This window comes from Streptomyces sp. 8L, assembly GCF_020176795.1.
Lineage (GTDB): Bacteria > Actinomycetota > Actinomycetes > Streptomycetales > Streptomycetaceae > Streptomyces.
The window spans coordinates 35,034-53,853 of record NZ_JAIUKE010000012.1 but is presented as its reverse complement, the minus strand read 5'-3'; the positions used below and the strand labels follow the sequence as shown (position 1 = coordinate 53,853).

The window sequence follows — 18,820 nt, the reverse complement described above, 5'->3', positions numbered from 1 at the left end:
CCGTACGTACCGGTCGTCCAGCCATACGTATCGGTCGTTCAGCCGTACGCCCCACGAGGCCGGACCCGCACGAGAACACGCCAACCGAGAGAGCCACATGAGTGAGAGACAGCTGGTCCGAGTCGATCAGCAAGGGCCAGTACTGCACGTGCAACTGGACTACGCCGACATGGGTAACGCGTTTTCCCTGTCGATGCTGGATCAGCTGACCCGCGTGTTCACCACCATGCAGGACGACACCACCGTCAGAGCGATGGTCCTTTCGGGTGCCGGGGACGACTTCAGCCTGGGCGGGCAGCGTGCGGAGTTCGAGGGTCTGCACGCCGACCCGCAGGGCGGGCAGATGCGCGTCCTCGGCAACAAGGCCATGCGCATGTGCGACGCGCTGGCCAGGAGCAACGTCGTCAAGATCGCCAGGATGCAGGGCAAGGCCGTGGGCGCGGGGGTGGTCGTCTCGCTGCTGTGCAACCTCCGCGTCGCGTCCGACGAGGCGACGTTCCGCCTCCCGGAGGCGGGCCTCCAAGTCCCGCCCGCCTGGGGCGGCATACTCGGGCGGCTCATCCAGACCATAGGGCACTCGGCCGCCTCGGAACTCCTCCTCACCTCCAGAGTCGTCCGCGCCGAGGAGGCCCTGGCCCTCGGCCTGGTCCACAAGGTCGTCCCCGAGGACCAGTTGGACAGCCAGGTCGACCGCTGGCTGCGCCCGATGATGCGCCGTCAGGACAACGGCTCACTCCGCACGATGATCGACATGCTCAACGCCTACGCCGGTTCCGCCTCACTGGTCAACGGGGCGGTGCTCGACCCCGGATTGCTGGCGTCCGCCGTCGCCCTCGACCCGAGGAACCAGCCCGGCCACGGTATGAGCCTCACGTCAACGGGCGCGGAGACGCGCCTCTGACGAGTCCGCCGGGCGAGGAGATCCGGCCGGCCGGGAAGCGCGCCGGAGCCCGCCGGCCGGTTCCCCGCCGACTCCTCGCCCGGCCCGGCGGGCCCCTGCCTCGCGCACGCACGCCGCAGGCCGCACGCCGTACGCCGGGCCTCGCGGGCCGTACGAGTAACACCGCGCCTCGCAGGCCGCACGCCGCGCCTCGCGGGCCGCACCTCGCCCTCGTGAGGGTGGCCGACCGCGGCCGGAGACGCGGGGCGCCTCAGGTCGACGACCCGGCGGTGGAGAGATGGGCGGCGATCGCGGCGAGCAGGACGCCGCTGTCGACGGGCGCGGAGGCGTCCGCCGCCCAGCAGACGTAGCCGTCGGGGCGGATGAGCAGGACGGCAGCGCCCGGATCTGCCGGGCACGTGGCGCGGACGAGGTCGACCCGGGCCGGGAGCGGGAGGCCGGCCGGGACGGCTCCGGCGAGGTCGAGGAGCAGGGCGTGGCCCGCGCGGGACAGCGCCGACAGCCTGGTGGGACCTGCGTCCGTGACCAGGTCGGCGTCCGGGACGCGCTGTCCGGTGAGCGGGTGAGCGCCCCGCAGAGGGTAGCGCAGCGAGAGGCCGGACATGAGCCCCGCGAGGTGGCGGTTGGTGTCGGGCAGGCGCAGCAGGTCGGTGAAGATGTCCCGCAGGGCGCGCACGTCCTCGTCCGGATTCGGGTCCGCGAGGACCCGCTGCGCCGACGTGTGGTGCAGGACCCGGGCGGCGGCCGGATGCCGTTCGTCGTGATAGCTGTCCAGCAGACCGTCGGGGGCCCGGCCCTGGAGCGTCGCGGCCAGTTTCCAGCCGAGGTTGAACGCGTCCTGGATGCCGAGGTTGATGCCCTGGCCGCCCAGCGGGGGATGGATGTGCGCGGCGTCGCCCGCGAACAGCACGCGGCCCGCGCGGTAGTGGTCGAGCTGCCGGGTGGCGTCGCTGAACCGGGAGGCGTTCTCCACGGCGTCGAGGACGGTCTCGTCGCCGTACACGGCCTGGAGCGCGGTGGTGATCTCCTGGCGGCTCACGGTGCCGGGGTCCTCGGTGGGCGCCGTGTCCGCGCGCCCGAACGTGAGGCCGTAGCGGTCGCCGCCCTGGGGGACCAGCATGGCCCAGTGGCCGCCCGCCCGGCGCAGCAGCGTGCTCATGTGCCCGATCTCCCGCGGCACCAGTGACGACACGGACGACAGGCGGACGCCCGCGAGCACCGCCTGGTGCGTCCCCGCTCTGCCGGGGAACGGCAGGCCGAGCAGTTTGCGCACCGTGCTGTGGCCGCCGTCGCACGCCACCAGGTACCGCGCCCGCACCCGGTGGCCCCGCGCCCGTACGGCCACACCGTCGTCGTCCGGTTCGACCTCCGAGACCTCGGCCTCGCGCAGGACCCGTGCGCCCGCGGCGGTCGCCCGCTCCTCGAAAACCTTCTCGACCTCCCCCTGGGGCATCGCGATCGGGTACGGGTGCCTGGTCTCCCAGGGGGTGCAGTCCAGGGGCACGGGCAGGGCCGCGAAGTGCCCGCCGGCCGGCTCGCGGGGCGCGGCCCGCCTCAGCAGCGGCTCCAGCAGCCCGCGCGATTCCAGCAGCTCCGCGGTGCGCGGCTGAATCCCGCCGCCCTTCACCTGCTCGACCCGCCGGGACAGCTTCTCCAGCACCAGCGTCTCCACCCCCGCGAGGGCCAGCTCGTACGCCAGCATCAGCCCGGTCGGACCGGCACCCACCACGACGACCTCGGTCGTCTCGATCTCAGTCAATGTCCTCGCTCCGTCCCACTCGTCTCTCACCGAGGGCAAACATATACCAGGTGCAGAAATATCCTCGGGCGAGATTTCTGTTACGGTGTGCGCCGTGGACGGGAAGCCAGGACTGCGGGAGCGGAAGAAGCAGCGGACGCACGCGGCGATCTCCGACGCGGCGATCGCGCTCTTCCTCGAACACGGCTTCAACCAGGTCTCGGTGGCCCAGGTCGCCGAGGCGGCCGAGGTGTCCAAGCGCACGCTCTTCGCCTACTTCCCGACCAAGGAAGACCTCGTGGTGCACCGGCTCGCCGACCACGAGACCGAACTCGCACGCGTCGTGCGGGCCCGCCCGCCCGGCACCGTCCCGCTGACGGCGGTGCGCGAGCACTACCTCAAGGGGCTGCGGGAGCGGGACCCGATCACCGGGCTCAACGACCATCCCCAAGTGCGCGGCGTCCACCGGATGATCGTCGACGCGCCCTCGCTGGTGGCCCGGATGGAGCGGTTCAAGGCCGGCGCGGAACGCGCCCTCGCCCGGGCGCTGCACGAGACGGCGGCCATCGGGGAGTTGACCGCGCGGCTGGCCGCCGCCCAGATCGTCGCGGTCCGCTGGACCCTGGCCGACGACAACGCCGACCGCTTGGCACGCGGCGAGTCGGCCGACGCCCGCTACGCGGGTGCGGTGGCCGACGCGGAACAGGGCTTCGCCCTGCTGGAGAACGGGTTGCGGCAGCTGACCCCGCGTCAGTGACGCTCCCCCGGCCGGCCCTGCACGAGGGCGCAGGGACCCTGCACCTTCCCATCGGGGCGTGACGCTCGGCAACGCGCGTACGGAGATCGGCCGAGGACGCGACAGCCGGACCGGACCCGGCGGCCTGGGCTGGCGTTACCGATGGCAACTCTGGGTATCGTCGCGCGTACACTGCGTCATCACATGCAAGTGGAACGTGCCTGCCGTTGGGGGTGCCGTGCGTCAGTGGCCGGCCTTGGCCGTCGTGCTCTCGGGAACGCTGCTGGCCAACCTCGACGTCTTCATCGTGGTGGTGGCCATGCCCGCCCTGAAGCAGGACCTGCATCTGGGCGGTGCGGCGCAGCAACTCGTTCTCGCGGGCTACCAGATGACGTACGGACTCGGCCTGGTCCCGGGCGGGCGGCTCGGCGATCACTTCGGCACCTTCCGCGTGTTCGGAGCCGGCATGGCGCTGTTCACCGCGGCGTCGGCGGCCTGCGGGCTCGCGCCGTTCCCCGCCTTCCTCCTGGTGGCGCGCCTGGTCCAGGGACTGGGCACGGCGCTGATGGTCCCGCAGGTGTACCGGGCGGCCCAGAGCCTGTTCACGGCGGCCGCGCGGGGCCGGGCCTTCGCCGTCACGGGCGCGGTGATGGGGCTCGGGGCTCTGTGCGGTCAACTGCTCGGTGGCCGGCTCCTCGCCGCCGACCCGTACGGCCTCGGATGGCGGGCCGTCTTCCTCGTCAACGTCCCCGTAGGGGTCGCGGCGCTGGCCGCCCTGCCCTGGGCCGCGAGGGCGGCGACCGCACCCGCGCGGGCACGGCCTCACGGACGGGGCCGGCTCGACCTGCCGGGTACGGGCCTGGCCGCTCTGTCGCTCTGCCTGTTCCTCACGCCCCTGATGACCGCGGGGTACGGCGGACTCCGGGGCGGGGAACTGGCCGCCGCCCTGGCGTCGGTCCTCACCCTGGCCGCTTTCCTCCGGTACGAGCGGAGGCTGGAGCTGCGGGGCGGGGACCCGCTGCTCCCCCGCGAACTGCTGCGGTGCCCCGGGTTCGTCCGGGGGCTGGCGCTGGTGGCCCTGACCAACTGCGGGCTGAACTCCTTCATCCTGACCCTGGGACTGATGTTGCAGGAGGGCCTCGGCTGGGGCCCGATGGCGACGGGCCTGGGGATACTGCCCACCGCGGGCGCGTTCGCGGCGGCTTCCCTGCTCGCGCCGGTGTTGCGCGTGGCGCGGTCCCGCCTCCTGATGGGCGCGGCGGCGATCTCGGCCGCCGGGTATCTGGGCTGCGCGGCGACCGCGGCGGCCGGGCGGACCGCCTGGCTCCTCGTCGCGCTGGGCGCGGCCGGCGCCGGGCTGGGACTCGCGGTCGCCCCGGCGCTCGCCTTCACCCTGCGGACAGTGCCCGACGGGATCTCCGGCGCGGCATCCGGTGTGGTCTCCACGGTCCAGCAACTGGCCGCCGCGGTCGGTGTCTGCCTCTTCGGGACCTTCTTCTTCGCCCTGGTGCACGCCGGCGCGGGCATCCCCGCCGCCTTCGCGCTCGTGACCGTCGCGAACGTCACCACGGCGGCCCTGAGCGGCGTGCTCGCGGCCACCGTCCCGCCGGACCGCGTCCCCGCGCACGGCGACGAGCCGGGCAGGGCCGCGGGCGAGATCCCGGGGACCGGGAGAGCCCGTCCATGACACCCCCTTCCGAAGCCACGACGCGGGAGACAAGCGTGCCCCCTGAGCCGGCCGGCCCCCTTGACCAGCAGTGCCGACCCGAGGAGACGCTCAGCGCCGCGATTCCCCGCGTACGCGAGTACCTCGACGGCATCCTCGACGGCTACCGCACCACACATCCCCACCTGCACGCCCCGCTGTGCGAGCTCGTCGCACACGGCAGGCCGTCGCCCCACGAGTCCACGCTGCCGCTCCTCGTCCACGCGGCGCTGAGCGGTGACCCGGAGCCCGCGGTGCCCGTCGCCGCCGCACACGTCCTGTGGTGGCGGGCGGCCAACACCTTCGACGACGCGGCCGACGGCGACACCGGACACCGGCTGTACGGCATGCCCAGCGCGGTCGCGCTGATGGCCGCCCTCGAATGCGGTTACGGAATGCCGCTGCGCGCCCTGACCGCTCCGCCCGTCCCGCGGTCGCGACGCCATCGTCTGCTCAACGACTACCTGGACGGCTGGACCACGGCGATCGACGGGCAGGTCGGCGACCTGCTCCACCACCCGGCCTCCGTGTCCCTGGCGTCCGTTCTCGACGTCTACCGCCACAAGAGCGGGGCCATCTACGCCATGGCCTGCGCCCTGGCCGCCCGCCTCGCCGAGGAACCCGGCCCGTCGGGCCCCGGCACCACCCGTACCGCGGACTGGAAGCGGTTCGGCTGCGTGCTCGGCCTCCTCGCGCAGCTCCGCAACGACGAGGACGATCTGCGCAGCGAACGCCACGAAGACCTGCGCAACACAAAGGCCACGTTCCTCCTCGCCCACCTGCTCCACTCGGCACCACAGGACCGGCGCTCACAGGCGCTGGCGCTGCTGAAGACCGCCGGCTCCTCCACGACGAGCCGCCGCGAACTCCACGCGATGATGCGGGAGTCGTACGTGCTGGCCCCCTACCACGCCTATGTCGGCTCGCTGAGGCGCGAGGCCCTCGCCCTGCTCGACTCGCTGGCACCCCGGAGCCCCTACCGACCGGCGCTCGGCGCTCTGGTCGAGGCGGAGACCGGGTTCCTCCCGCAGGACCACCCGGACGGTGCCTCTCCCCCGGCACAGGGCCCGGCGCGGCGCTGATCGGGCCCCGCGACTGCCGGACGGAGAGGGCCGCGTCCGCTCCCGCCCCGGGCAAGGCCGCCCACATTGCGGGCGGCCATGGGCTGTCGCACGCTGATGGGATGGCGGTCGATGCGGACGGGAAGCACGTGGCGCGGGGCTGGGCGGTGCGGCGGCCGGGGCCGGTGGAGGAGGGGTCTTTGGTCCGGGTCGCGAAGCCGCTGCCCGCCCCCGGGCCGCATGACGTCCTGGTACGCGTCGAGGCGTGCGGGGTCTGCAGGACCGATCTGCATCTGGCGGAGGGCGACCTGGCCCCGCACGGGCAGGACACGATCCCCGGCCACGAGATCGTCGGACGCGTGCTGGAGACCGGCCGGGACGTCACGCGTTTCACACCGGGCCGCCGGGTGGGCGGGGCCTGGCTGCGCAGCACCTGCGGACAGTGCCGCTACTGCCGTGCGGGGCGGGAGAACCTGTGTCCTTACTCGCGTTACACCGGCTGGGACGCCGACGGCGGATACGCCGATCTGACCGTACTGCCCGAGCGCTACGTCTACCCCTTGCCCGAGGACGCGGACCCGGCGCACCTGGCACCGCTGCTGTGCGCCGGGATCATCGGTTACCGGGCCCTGCGGCGCAGCGCGCTCCCGGACGGAGGGCGCCTGGGACTGTACGGGTTCGGTGCCTCCGCGCACCTGGCGCTCCAGGTCGCTGTCGCGGAGGGGGCCACGGTGCATGTGCTGACGCGGTCCGCCAGGGCGCGTGACCTCGCTCTGCGGCTGGGCGCACAGTCCGCCCGGGCGGCACGGGACGCGCCGCCGGAACCGCTGGACTCGGCGATCCTCTTCGCGCCCGTGGGTGATCTCGTGCCCACCGCGCTGGAGGCACTCGACCGGGGCAGCACCCTCGCGGTCGCCGGCATCCACCTGTCCGACGTCCCGCCGCTCGACTACGCGCGTCATCTCTTCCAGGAGCGCGATCTGCGCAGTGTCACCTCCAACACCCGCGAGGACGGCGCCGCGTTCCTGGATCGTGCCCAACGCCACGGTGTCCGTACCACGGTCACCCGCTACGCCCTCGGGGACGCCGACCGGGCACTTGAGGACCTGGCCGCGGACCGGGTCGACGGCGCCGCCGTTCTACTGCCGGAGTGAGTGCACCCGCTGTTCTGCTGCCGGAGTGAGTGTGACCGCTGTTCTGCTGCCGGAGTGAGTGCGCCCGCTGTTCCGCTGCCGGGCGAGTGCGACCCCTCACCGGCGGTCCACGACCGGGTTGGTGAGCCTGCCCACTCCGTCGATGTCGACGCTGACCTCGTCGCCCGCCGTCAGCGGGCCCACCCCCGACGGGCTGCCGGTGAGGAGTACGTCGCCGGGGTGCAGGGTGAACCACCGGGTGGCGTACGCGAGCAGTGTGCCGACTCCGAACACCATGTCCCCTGTCCCGGTGTCCTGGACCGGAGTGCCGTTGACGAACGTGCGCAGCCGGAGCGCGGCGGGGTCGGGGACCCCGGTCTCGATCCAGGGGCCGAGGGGGCAGAACGTGTCCGCGCTCTTGGCCCGCGCCCACTGGCCGTCGGAGCGCCAGTCGGCCGCGGTCACATCGTTGGCGCAGGTGTATCCGAGTACGTAGTCCGCGAAGGACCGGGCGGCGATGCCCCGGGCCGTGCGCCCGATGACGACGGCGAGTTCACCCTCGTACTCAAGCCGGTCCAGTTCCACGGGACGTTCGATCGCGGCCCCCGGGCCGACGACGGCGTTCGGCGCCTTCAGGAACAGGGCAGGACGGTCTGGCCAGGGGCGGTCCTTCTCCCGGATCTGGCTCGCGTAGTTGCTTCCCGCGCAGACGATGACCCGGGGATCGCACGGCGGCAGCAGGGTCACCTCCGCGAGCGGGGCGACCCGGGGGCCGAGCCCGCAGGCGCGGGGCGCGGTGCCGGCCAGTTCGTGGACGTACCCGTCGGACACCGCACCGGCGGCGGCCCGGCCGCCTCTCGCGTATCGGATCAGTCGCACAGCCGCTCCGCCTGCCGCTGCGCCGGGTCGGGGTCCAGTGCTTCGCGGAGCAACTGGACGGGGTGCCAGGCGTCGCGCCGGGTGCCGTGGAAGATCTGCTGTCGGCAGGAGACTCCGGTGGCGACGATGACGGTGTTCTCCGGTTCCGCGTCGATGGCGGGGAAGAGCCGGTCGTTGCCCACGGCCATGGACACCTCGTAGTGCTCCGCCTCGAAGCCGAACGATCCGGCCATGCCGCAGCAGCCCGCGTCGAGTTCCGCCACCTCGACGCCGGGGATCAGCTTCAGCAGGGCGACGGTCGCGGCGGTGCCCACCTCGGCCTTCTGGTGGCAGTGGCCGTGGTAGAGCAGTCTGCGGCCGGCCGGCCATGCGTCCCCCGACAGCCGCAGCCGCCCGTCCTCCACGGCCTCCGCGAGCAACTCCTCGACCTGGCGCACCCGACCCGAGACATCCTTCACATGGGGATCGTCGGGGAGCAGGGCGAGATGCTCGTCGCGCAGTGTCATGAGACAGGAGGGCTCGCAGCCCACGATCGGGGAACCGGGCTCGGTGGTGGTGGCCAGCGAGCGTGCCAGGTCGCGGGCGTTCGACTTGGCCTGGTCCACCAGCCCTTTGGAAAGGCTGGACCTGCCGCAGCATCCGCCGCCCGCCAACCGGACGTCCCAGCCGGCCTGTTCGAGCAGTTCGATCGCGGCGCGCCCGATGTCCGGCTCGGTGTAGGTGGTGAAGGAATCCGCGAGAAAGGTGACCTGGCCCTGGAACGCCGGGGACGCCTGTGACGCCTCGGGGCGCTCCGACGCCGGGGACGCCTGCGACGCCCGCCGCAGGGCCGCCGCCCGTCCCGCGCGCTCGTGCCGCCTGAACCACCGTACGAGATTGCGCTGTTCGAACCGCGGGAGCGGTCGCTCCGGTGCAATGCCCAGCAGCCGGTCCGCGAGGAAGCGCAGCGGGGCGATCCGTCCCGGCAGGTTGGACAGCGGCGCGGTCGCCGAGCCGAGCCTGTTGAGGAACCTGATGGAACCGAAGATCCGGGAGCGCGGTGGCACCCCGTGCGTCTCGTGGTAGTGCGAGAGCGTCTCGCTCTTGAGGGTGGCCATGTCGACGCCGAGGGGGCATTCGCTCTTGCACGCCTTGCACATGAGGCAGAGGTCCAGCACCTCGTGGAGCCGCTCGTCACCGAGCGCCTTTTCGGGGTCCGGTTGCGAGAGTGCCTTGACGAGGGCGTTCGCGCGCCCGCGGGTGGAGTCCTCCTCCCGCCGAGTCGCCATGTACGAGGGGCACATGACGCCCGTGGCGCTCTTGCGGCACACTCCGATGTTCATGCACCGGTCGGCCGCGCCGCGCATGCCGCCGACGACCTCGAAGCTCAGCCGGGTACGGATCGGCTCCGCGGGCGGCAGCGCGGCGTCCCTGAGGTTCTCGGTCATCGACGGGGCGTCCACGATCTTGCCGGGGTTCAGCAGGTTCCCGGGGTCGAAGAGCTGCTTGACCTGGCGCATGGCCTCGTAGAGGGGCGCCCCGAACAGCTCCCGGTTGAACTCGCTGCGGGCCAGACCGTCGCCGTGCTCGCTGGAGTTGACCCCGCCGAACTCCCTGACCAGGTCCTTGATCTCCTCGGCCACGGCGCGCATCGTGCCCACCTCCTCCGGGTCCGCGAGGTCCACGAACGGCCGGATGTGCAGGCAGCCGACGGAGCAGTGGCCGTAGAATCCGGCGGTCAGGCCCCGCCGGTCCAGTACCTCCTTGAAGCGGCGGGTGTACTCGGGGAGGTGTACGGGGTCGACCGCGGTGTCCTCGATGAAGGCCAGCGGCCGCCGGGTGCCCTCGCTCGCGGCCATCAACAGGCCGAGGCTCGCCTTGCGCACCTTCAGCAGGGCGCCCTGCTCCCGCGGGGTGACGGCCCGCAGTGTGTGATAGCCGTGGCCGTGGTGCTGCCACCGCGCGACGAGCTGGTCCAACTGGGCGACCAACGACGCCTCGTCGTCGCCCGAGAAGCTCACGAAGAGCAGCGCGCCCGGGTCGCCCACCAGGATCTCGCCCAGGTCCGCGTACTCGATCTTCTCGCGCGAGAGGTCCAGGATCGTACGGTCCATCAGCTCGACCGCGGCCGGGTCGCAGGCCATCGCGTCGTCGGTCGCCGCGATCGCGCCTGCGGTCGACGTGAAGTGCCCGACGGCGATCACCGTGCGGCGCGGCTTGGGTACGAGATCGACCAGCGCCCGTGTGACCAGCACCAGGGTGCCCTCCGAGCCCACCACGAACCTGGCGAGGTCGGGCGGGGCCTGGCCGGCGGCGCGGTCCAGCCGGTAGCCGCCTGCGCGGCGCCAGTACTCCGGGAATCCCTCGGCGATGGCGGACGCGTTGTCGCGCACGAGCTCCGGGAACCGGCGGTGGATGTCGCCCTCCAGCGTGGGGAGAGCAGCGCGGCGGGCCCACTCGGCCTCTTCCACCGGCTCGAGCCGGGTCCGGCTGCCGTCCGCCAGGACCACATCGAGACTGCGCACGTGGTCGATCGTCATGCCGTAGCGGATCGAACCGCTGCCCGCCGAGTTGTTGCCGATCATGCCGCCGATGGTCGCGCGGTTGCTCGTCGAGGTGTCGGGCCCGAACATCAGGCCCATGGGGGCGGCCGCGCGGTTCAACTGGTCCTGTACGACACCGGCTTCGACGAGCGCCGTCCGTGCCTCTGGATCGATCTCGATGATCCGGTTCATATGGCGTGACAGGTCGAGCACCAGCCCGGGGCCCACCGTCTGGCCCGCGAGACTGGTCGCGGCCCCGCGGGGGGTCACGGGCACGCGGTGTGCGGCGGCGGCCCTCACCGCGGCGGACACGTCCTCGGCGTGCCGGGGGAAGACGACACCGGCCGGCGTGATCGAGTACATGGAGGCGTCCCGGGAGAACAGGTGCCGGGTGTAGTCGTCGAACGCCACCTCGCCCTCCAGGTCGGCGCGCAGTCTCCGCTCCAGAGCGCGGTGCGAGGCATCCTGGGCGGAAGCGTCCGAACCGGCGTCCGTGATCGTCATCCGTGCTCCTTGATCGTCATCCGTGCTCCTTCAGCGAGCCTTCGACGGGCCGTTGACACACCTTCGGCGGGAGGGGAAGCAAGGGCAGCGGGCTCCGCGCCGCGCGGCTGCCGCAACTCGCCGCGCGATCCAGCTCATTCACCGCGCAGTACGTCAAGCGCCGCGTTGACTCCGGCGGGATCGACCGGCACTCCGGCCGACTGGAGCCCCATCTGGACGCCCGACAGCGTGCCCGCCAGGGTCAGATCATTGAGGTGGCCCAGGTGACCGATGCGGAAGACGCGGCCGGCGAGCCGGCCGAGACCCGTGCCGAGGGACATGTCGAACCGTTCCAGGATGATCTTCCGCACCTTGTCCGCGTCGTGCTCCGGCGGCATGAGCACCGCGGTGAGCGAGCCCGAGTACTCGCGTTCGTCGGCGCACAGCACCTCAAGTCCCCAGGCGCGTACCGCTGCCCGGGTCGCCTCAGCGTGGCGGGCGTGCCGCGCGAAGACCTCCGGAAGGCCCTCCTCGCGCAGCATCTCCAGCGCCACGTCCAGCCCGTACAGCAGGTTGGTCGCGGGGGTGTACGGGAAGAAGCCGTGCTCGTTCGCCTCCAGGACGGGCTTCCAGTCCCAGAACGACTTGGGGAGCGTCGCGGACCCGTGGGCCTCAAGTGCCTTGGGGCTGAGTGCGTTGAAGCTCAGACCCGGCGGGAGCATCAGCCCCTTCTGCGAGCCGGCCACGGTCACGTCGACACCCCACTCGTCGTGGCGGTAGTCGATCGAGCCGAGCGAGGAGATGGTGTCGACGAGCAGCAGCGCCGGGTGGCCCGCGGAGTCCATCGCTCTGCGTACGTCGGCGATGCGGCTGGTGACCCCGGTGGACGTCTCGTTGTGCACGACGCACACGGCCTTGATGCGGTGTGAGGTGTCGGCGGCGAGCCTCTCCCCGACGACGGCCGGGTCCGCGCCGTGCCGCCAGTCACCCGGTACGAAGTCGACGCGGAGCCCGAGTCCTTGGGCCATCCGCTGCCACAGGGTGGCGAAGTGGCCGGTCTCGAAGCACAGCACGCTGTCCCCCGGACTCAAGGTGTTGACGAGGGCGGCTTCCCAGGCTCCGGTGCCGGAAGCGGGATAGACCACCACAGGCCCCTCGGTGGCGAACACCGCCTTGAGCGCCTTCAGGACGCGGAGCGCGAGGGTGGAGAAATCGGGCCCGCGGTGGTCGATCGTCGGCGCCGACATCGCGCGGAGCACACGGTCGGGGACATTGGTCGGTCCGGGGATCTGCAGGAAATGACGGCCACTTGTGGTCACGAGATTCGAACTCCCGCCTTGACGTTGTGCCGCATGGCGGCATGCCGTACCGTATGGCGACACGGTGGAGCATAGGTGTCGGTCGGTGAGGGAGTCAACGGATGCAGAGCGTTCTCAATGCGCTGCGCGTTCTCGAAGAGGTGGCCGCGCGGCAGCCGATCGGCGTCGCCGATCTGGCGCGGGCCCTGGAGATGCCCAAGAGTTCGGTGCAGCGCGCGCTGGTCACACTGCGTACGGCGGGCTGGATCAGACAGGCCGGTGAGGAGTCGAGCCGCTGGGTGGTCACCACCAAGGCGCTGCACGTCGGGCGGCGCGCGACAGGCGAGTTGAGCCTGCGCGACACGGCCGTGCCGTTCATGGAGGCGCTGCGCCGCCGCATCGACGAGACCATCCACCTGACGGTGCCCGAGGGCAGCGACCGGATGGTCCTGATCGAGCGGCTCGAGACGTCCAAGTCGGTGCGTACCTTCATGCAGTTGGGGATGAATCTTCCGGTCCACGCCTCCGCCAACGGCAAGGCGGTGCTGGCCGCCGGGCCCGAGGAGGCCGCCGAGCGGTACATCGCCGAGGGGCTGCCGCGGTTCACCGGGACGACGATCGTGGACGCGGATCTGCTGCGCGCCGAGCTGACGGCCACTCGGCTGCGCGGCTACGCGGTCAACGGCGGCGAGTGGCGTTCCGACGTCTCGGCGGTCGCGGCGGCCGTGACCGCCGAGGACGGGCTGCCCGTCGCGAGCATCAGTGTGAACATGCCGACGAGCAGGATGACCGAGGAACTCCGCGCTTCGTACGGCGTCCTGGTGCGCGACGCGGCGCGGCAGGTCAGCGACGCCCTCGGCGCGGTGGAGCGGCAGGGCGACGGCACCGCCGGGTGAGGCGGGAGCGGCTGCCGGGGCGGAACGGGACGGGTGATCGCGTCCGTCGCGCCCCTTGACTCCGGTCGGTGAGCCAACTCATGCTGTCGAGCGCTGGAATATTCATTCCGCATGGTGAAATCTCGTCGCCCGTTCGCCGGGCGGACCGAGCGCATGTTCTTGCCACACAGTCACTGCCGACTGGAGAAAGCGAGACACATCGGTGTATCACCAAGTAACGGATGTTCTCGGGCATCCGGCCCTCACAGCCCTGATCGCCGCCGCACCGCTCCTCGTCCTCCTCGTCCTGCTCGGCGGCCTGCGCATGAAGTCGCACTGGGCCGCCCTCATCGGCCTCGCCACCGCCCTGCTGATCGCCGCGACCGCCTATCACATGCCACTCGGCCAGGCGGCGGACAGCGCGCTCGAAGGAGCGGCCTTCGGCCTGTTCCCCATCGTCTGGATCGTGCTCAACGCCGTATGGATCAACAAACTCCAGCGCGTCGGCGGGCACTTCGACATCATCGGCAGGGCCTTCACCTCCCTGTCCGACGACCGTCGGATTCAGGCCATCCTCATCGCCTACTGCTTCGGTGCGATGCTTGAGTCGCTCTCCGGGTTCGGCACACCCATCGCGATCACCTCGCTCATCCTGCTCACACTGGGGCTCAAACCGATCAAGGCGGCCGTGGTGGCCACGTTCGCCAACACGGCTCCCGCCGCCTTCGGTTCGGTGGGAAACCCGATCCAGGCACTGGCCAAGGCCACCTCGTTCTCCGAGCACGACCTGGGGATGATGGTCGGCCGCCAGTCCGCGGTCATCGCCGCGCTGATCCCGCTCGTCCTGCTGCTGATACTGGACGGACGCCGGGGGCTGCGAGAGCTGTGGCCCATCGCCCTGATCACCGGAGCCGGCTTCGGGGCGGGCCAGTACCTGTGCTCCAACTTCTTCACCTACCAGCTCACCGACCTCGCGGGGGCCGTGGTGTCGACCGTCGTCCTCGTGGTCACACTGCGGTTCTGGTCCCCGAACAGCCGCCCCGCACAACCCCGTTCAGTCCTCCTGGATACCGCGACCGGCAGGGCGGCACCCCTTGCCGAGGCCGCTCCGCTCACCGGAAGCGCGCCTCTCGCCACGGCGGGCGCCACCGCGGCGCCCGCCTCGGGAAGCGGCACGGGCCTGCCGGCTCCGGCACCCGATCGGGACGGGCACCGCGAGGGGCCCCCGACCGGGGCGGGCGGTGACTCCGCGCCCGAATCCGGCGGCGCCGCCACGCCGCCGAAGGACTCACTCTCCGACACCCTCAAGGCGTTCGCCCCGTACGTGCTGCTCGTCGTGCTCTTCTCACTGACCTCCATACAGGGGCCGGTCGAGCGCTTCGTCGAGGCGCGGGGAACGTCCTTCTCCTGGCCGGGACTGCATGCCGTCACCGCGCACGGCGAGCCGGTGGCCGTGACGAGCTTCGACTTCGGCTGGCTCGGGGCCGCCGGCACCATGCTGCTGCTCACGGGGCTGCTGACCGCCCTGATCCTGCGGACGTCGCCGCGCCGCGCCCTGCGCTGCTATGGACAGGCGCTCTCCCAGATCCGCTGGGCCGTCATCACCATCGCCTGCGTGCTGGCCCTGTCGTACGTCATGAACGTCTCCGGCATGGCCGTCTCCCTGGGCACCTGGCTGGCGGGCCTCGGCGGCGCGTTCGCCCTGCTGTCCGGATTCCTCGGCTGGTTCGGCGTCGCCCTCACGGGGTCCGACACGTCCTCCAACGCCCTCTTCGGGGCCATGCAGGTGACCGCCGCCGACCATATCGGACTCTCTCCGCTGCTCATGGCCGCCTCCAACAGCACAGGCGGCGTCCAGGGCAAGGCAGCCGCGATGCAGAACCTCGCGATCGCCGCCAGCGCGGTCGGACTCTCCGGAAAAGAAGGCGACATCTTCCGCAAAGTGGTCGGCTGGAGCCTCGGCGTGCTCGTCGTCTTCTGCGTCCTCGCCTGGCTCCAGACCACGTCGATCCTGTCCTGGATGGTGGTGGGCAACTGACCGGGCCGCCTTCGACACCGGCACCGCCCAACAGGGGCGGGTCATCCGGCCCGTGGCGCCGCTTCATCCCAGGTGACAGACCACCGCTCCTCGGGCCGGGCTCGTACGGGTACAAATACCCCGGCCGGTACGCTGCCGGGGTGAGGGAGCACAGCGAACGGCAGGTGCGGCGGCCCGCCAGTGGCGGACCGAAGGCCGCCGCCCGCAACCGGGCCGCCCTGGTCGCCGCCGCCCGGGAGGTCTTCGCCGAACACGGCCTGGAGGCGCCGCTGTCCGCGATCGCGCGCAGGGCCGGGGTCGGGCAGGGCGTTCTCTACCGGCATTTCCCGGACCGGACGGCCGCGGTGGCCGCGGTTCTGGAAGAGAACGTGCGGCAGATCGAGCGGGCGGCCGACGACGAGGGCACGACCTTCGCCGACGTCCTCGGCGTACTGACGTGGCATCTCGCGCAGTCGGCGGCCTTCATCGGTCTTCTGCGGGCCGACCCGGCGGGCACTCGCCCCGACATCCGCGCACACGCGCTCGCCCTGTCCGAACGGGTCCAGCGCGGTCTTCGGGCGAACCTGCCACGAGATCACCGGCTGAGCGCGGGAGACCTGGAGCTGGCGGTCGCCATGGTCTCCGCGACCGTCACGGGCCCCACGGACCAGGAGCGTACGGGCCGGGCTCTGGACGCCTGGCGCCTGCTCGGCGTCGAGGTCGGCCCGGTACGGCCCTTCGAGGGTTGAACCGAGGACGCGGGCGCCGGGCGCCGCCGGGCGGCTGGGCGCCTCATCTGACGCTGGGCGCCCCCTCCGAACGCCCATCCAGCCGGGCGCCCCGGGATACCGACGTAAGGAAGCCCGGACGTCCCCTGAACCCGGCGCTTAAGGCCCCCGGAAGCCACCGTAAGGCAGGCACCCGCCCCCGACCGGACACCACTGTCCGGTTCTTGCTACCGTGGCGGCGACCACCCGGCCCGGCTCGCCCCGCCGTCCAGGATCGAGGCCCCACATGACTCCTCCTCACGTGCCTGCCCCCTCCGAGCTCACGGCGCTCAGGCAGCGCTACCGCCTCGAACGCGAGCGGCGCGTCCGCCCCGACGGGGCCGCTCAATACCGCGACGCGGAGGCCGAGTTCGGCTATTACGCCGCCGACCCGTACACGGCGGAACCGACCGAGCGCGGCCCCCTGCACGACACCGTCGGCGTCACCGTGATCGGCGGCGGATTCGGCGGCATCCTCGCCGGGGCGCGGCTGCGGCAACAGGGCGTCGAGCGGGTCAGGATCGTGGAGAAGGGCGGCGACTTCGGAGGCACGTGGTACTGGAACCGGTACCCGGGCGTCCACTGCGACGTCGAGTCCCACGTGTATCTGCCGATGCTCGACGAGACCGGCTACGTACCGGAGTGGAAGTACGCCCCCGGTGACGAGATCCGCCGCCACGCGGTGCGGATAGCGGACAGGTTCGGCCTGTACGCCGACGCGCTGTTCTCCACCGGGGTCACCGCACTGACCTGGGACGAGGCTTCCGAGATGTGGCTCGTGGCCACGGATCGCGGTGACGCGTTCCGGACCGCGTACGTGGTCAACGCCACCGGCACCCTCACCGATCCGAAGCTTCCCGGCATCCCCGGCATCGAGGACTTCAAGGGCCACACGTTTCACACCTCGCGCTGGGACTACGCCTACACGGGCGGCGGTCCGGAGGGCGGCATGACCCGTCTCGCGGACAAGCGGGTGGGCGTCGTCGGGACCGGCGCCACCGGCGTTCAGGCCATCCCGATGCTGGCCGAGGACGCCGCCCACCTCTACGTCTTCCAGCGGACCCCCTCCACCGTGGACCGGCGCGACAACCGCCGCACCACCGCCGGGGACGTGGGCGCCGACCACGAGGGCTGGGCCCGCGAGCGGCGCGAGAACTTCCTCCGGATCGTCTCCGGCGAGGCCGTCGAAGAGGACCTCGTGGCGGACCGGTGGACCGCGTCGGCGGGCCTGCTGGAGAAACTCCTGCCGAGCTTCCGGCGCGGGGGCGACCCGAAGGCCTTCGAAGCCGCCTACGAGGTGGCCGACGCCGCCAAGATGAACGAGCTCCGCGCACGCGTCGAGCAGATGGTCACCGACCCGGGGACGGGGGAGAAACTCAAGCCCTGGTACCGCTACGCCTGCAAGCGCCCCGCCTTCTCCGACCTGTACTACCCGGCCTTCAACCGCGACAACGTCACCCTGGTCGACACCGCGGACACCCATGGCATCGAGCGCGTCACCGCACACGGCGTCACGACCGGCGGCACCACGTACGAACTCGACTGCCTGGTCTTCGCCACCGGGTTCAACGTCGGGACTTCCGGCATTCTCTCGGGCAGGCTTCCCGTCCACGGCCGAGGCGGCGTCCAACTGCTCGACAGGTGGGCGCGGCTGGGCCGCCGCACACTCCACGGCTTCACCAGCAACGGCTTCCCGAACCTGATCCAGATGGGCCCCCTCCAGAACGCCAGCAGCGTCAACTTCACCCATGTCCTCGACGAGCAGGCCGTCCACGCCGCCGCGCTCGTCGCTGCCGCCGAAGCCGAGGGCGCCCTCATCGAACCGTCCCCCGAGGCCGAGGACGCCTGGATCGCCGCCCTGGCCGAAGGCGCCCCCGACCACGAGTGGTTCCACGCCGAGTGCACCCCGGGCTACTACAACCGCGAGGGGCGCGGCCGGCCCAACGGCCCGAACTCCTACCCCCACGGGGCCGTCGCCTTCCACCGACTCCTCAGGAACTGGCGCGACACATCGATGAACGAGGCCCTCCGGCCCAGAACCGCGGCCCCGGACTCGTCCGGCACCCGCTGAGGAGACCCCCGGCGCTCAGGTTGACACTCAGATGCCGCGCTCGGGGCTGAGTCCTTCCACCGCGAGGCGGAGGAGGCGGTCGGCCTGGGCGCCGGGGTCCTTGTGGTGCTCGGTGGCCAGGGCGATGCCGACGGCGAGGGTCAGCAGGTCGTGGAAGGTGACGTACGGTGCGACCGCCTTGTCGCGGATGGCGCGCTGGAGCAGGGGGTTTCCGGCCGCTTCGATTCTGCTGCCGCAGCTGTCCGGGGTGGGGTCTTCGGTGGGCGGCTCGTAGCTGAGGACGTCGGCGAATCCGCGGGCCGAGACGGCGTAGTGGACGAGGGCGTGGAACCACTCCAGGAGCGCGGTGCGGCTGTCCCCGGTGGCGCCCAGCCGGTGGGCGCGCTCGCACAGGCCCGCGATGCGCTCCTGGAAGACAGCTTCGAGAAGGGCACGGCGCGTGGGGAAGTGACGGCGCACGGTCGCCGAACCGACGCCCGCGGTGCGGGCGATCTGCTCCTGGGACGCCTCGGCGCCGTGCGCGGCGACCTCGGCTTCGGCGACGGCGAGGATGCGCTGGTAGTTGCGTCGGGCGTCCGAGCGCTGACCGGTCATGATCTCCCCATTGCTAAACGGCGGGCCCCGCCATATCTTA

14 protein-coding genes are annotated in these 18,820 nt (G+C 71.9%); 9 read left to right on the top strand and 5 right to left on the bottom strand.

The features are described 5' to 3' along the window. Nucleotides 1-97 precede the first annotated feature (97 nt). The gene (locus LCE31_RS01655; protein WP_225012111.1) at nucleotides 98-901 is read left to right on the top strand and encodes an enoyl-CoA hydratase/isomerase family protein; all 804 of its coding nucleotides are present in this window, start codon (nucleotides 98-100) and stop codon (nucleotides 899-901) included. Between the two features lie 250 nt (nucleotides 902-1,151). On the opposite strand, the gene LCE31_RS01650 is transcribed toward LCE31_RS01655, so the two are convergent. After that, nucleotides 1,152-2,660, bottom strand: coding sequence for an FAD-dependent monooxygenase (locus LCE31_RS01650; RefSeq protein WP_225012110.1), 1,509 nt, complete (start codon nucleotides 2,658-2,660; stop codon nucleotides 1,152-1,154). A 94-nt stretch (nucleotides 2,661-2,754) separates the two neighbouring features. On the opposite strand from LCE31_RS01650, the gene LCE31_RS01645 reads away from it, so the two are divergent. From LCE31_RS01645 to LCE31_RS01630, 4 genes are all read left to right on the top strand, one after another. Further along, on the top strand, nucleotides 2,755-3,396 hold the full coding sequence (locus tag LCE31_RS01645; protein WP_308042166.1) for a TetR/AcrR family transcriptional regulator: 642 nt from the start codon (nucleotides 2,755-2,757) through the stop codon (nucleotides 3,394-3,396). 217 nt (nucleotides 3,397-3,613) lie between these two features. Further along, nucleotides 3,614-5,062 (top strand): MFS transporter, encoded by a 1,449-nt coding sequence (locus LCE31_RS01640; protein WP_225012108.1) that lies wholly within the window; start codon nucleotides 3,614-3,616, stop codon nucleotides 5,060-5,062. A 35-nt stretch (nucleotides 5,063-5,097) separates the two neighbouring features. Further along, entirely contained in the window at nucleotides 5,098-6,162 is a 1,065-nt protein-coding gene (locus tag LCE31_RS01635; RefSeq protein WP_225012107.1) for a polyprenyl synthetase family protein, read from the top strand. Nucleotides 6,163-6,263: 101 nt separating this feature from the next. Further along, nucleotides 6,264-7,295: a zinc-dependent alcohol dehydrogenase family protein gene (locus LCE31_RS01630; protein ID WP_225012106.1), complete on the top strand. Its 1,032-nt coding sequence runs from the start codon at nucleotides 6,264-6,266 to the stop codon at nucleotides 7,293-7,295. 96 nt (nucleotides 7,296-7,391) lie between these two features. Here the strand turns inward: LCE31_RS01630 and LCE31_RS01625 are convergent, their stop codons facing one another. The 3 genes from LCE31_RS01625 to LCE31_RS01615 all read right to left on the bottom strand — a co-directional run bounded on the left by LCE31_RS01625 (nucleotide 7,392) and on the right by LCE31_RS01615 (nucleotide 12,477). After that, a complete protein-coding gene (locus LCE31_RS01625; RefSeq protein WP_225012105.1) occupies nucleotides 7,392-8,153 on the bottom strand; it encodes a fumarylacetoacetate hydrolase family protein in 762 nt (253 codons plus the stop codon). Then, complete coding sequence (locus LCE31_RS01620) at nucleotides 8,144-11,179, bottom strand: FAD-binding and (Fe-S)-binding domain-containing protein (protein ID WP_225012104.1); 3,036 nt, start codon at nucleotides 11,177-11,179, stop codon at nucleotides 8,144-8,146. Before LCE31_RS01620 ends, LCE31_RS01625 begins: the two co-directional genes overlap by 10 nt. 134 nt (nucleotides 11,180-11,313) lie before the next feature. Beyond that, nucleotides 11,314-12,477 carry a pyridoxal-phosphate-dependent aminotransferase family protein gene (locus LCE31_RS01615; protein ID WP_225012103.1) on the bottom strand — a complete coding sequence of 388 codons (1,164 nt, stop codon included), beginning with the start codon at nucleotides 12,475-12,477 and terminating at the stop codon, nucleotides 11,314-11,316. 101 nt (nucleotides 12,478-12,578) lie between these two features. Here LCE31_RS01615 and LCE31_RS01610 point away from each other — a divergent pair, with 101 nt between their 5' ends. The 4 genes from LCE31_RS01610 (at nucleotide 12,579) to LCE31_RS01595 (ending at nucleotide 18,186) form a co-directional block, all read left to right on the top strand. Next, nucleotides 12,579-13,352: an IclR family transcriptional regulator gene (locus LCE31_RS01610; RefSeq protein ID WP_225012102.1), complete on the top strand. Its 774-nt coding sequence runs from the start codon at nucleotides 12,579-12,581 to the stop codon at nucleotides 13,350-13,352. A gap of 202 nt (nucleotides 13,353-13,554) precedes the next feature. Continuing rightward, a complete protein-coding gene (locus LCE31_RS01605; RefSeq protein ID WP_225012101.1) occupies nucleotides 13,555-15,369 on the top strand; it encodes an L-lactate permease in 1,815 nt (604 codons plus the stop codon). A gap of 140 nt (nucleotides 15,370-15,509) precedes the next feature. Further along, nucleotides 15,510-16,097, top strand: coding sequence for a TetR/AcrR family transcriptional regulator (locus LCE31_RS01600; RefSeq protein ID WP_225012100.1), 588 nt, complete (start codon nucleotides 15,510-15,512; stop codon nucleotides 16,095-16,097). 265 nt (nucleotides 16,098-16,362) lie between these two features. Beyond that, complete coding sequence (locus tag LCE31_RS01595) at nucleotides 16,363-18,186, top strand: flavin-containing monooxygenase (RefSeq protein WP_225012099.1); 1,824 nt, start codon at nucleotides 16,363-16,365, stop codon at nucleotides 18,184-18,186. Between the two features lie 27 nt (nucleotides 18,187-18,213). On the opposite strand, the gene LCE31_RS01590 is transcribed toward LCE31_RS01595, so the two are convergent. Further along, entirely contained in the window at nucleotides 18,214-18,780 is a 567-nt protein-coding gene (locus tag LCE31_RS01590; RefSeq protein ID WP_225012098.1) for a TetR/AcrR family transcriptional regulator, read from the bottom strand. Nucleotides 18,781-18,820: the final 40 nt, after the last annotated feature.

Bases quoted from the DNA above. Each gene is read 5' to 3' on its own strand.
- LCE31_RS01630 (WP_225012106.1), top strand. From the start codon at position 6,264: ATGGCGGTCGATGCGGACGGGAAGCACGTGGCGCGGGGCTGGGCGGTG.
- LCE31_RS01590 (WP_225012098.1), bottom strand. From the start codon at position 18,780: ATGACCGGTCAGCGCTCGGACGCCCGACGCAACTACCAGCGCATCCTC.
- LCE31_RS01595 (WP_225012099.1), top strand. From the start codon at position 16,363: ATGACTCCTCCTCACGTGCCTGCCCCCTCCGAGCTCACGGCGCTCAGG.
- LCE31_RS01610 (WP_225012102.1), top strand. From the start codon at position 12,579: ATGCAGAGCGTTCTCAATGCGCTGCGCGTTCTCGAAGAGGTGGCCGCG.
- LCE31_RS01620 (WP_225012104.1), bottom strand. From the start codon at position 11,179: ATGACGATCACGGACGCCGGTTCGGACGCTTCCGCCCAGGATGCCTCG.
- LCE31_RS01655 (WP_225012111.1), top strand. From the start codon at position 98: ATGAGTGAGAGACAGCTGGTCCGAGTCGATCAGCAAGGGCCAGTACTG.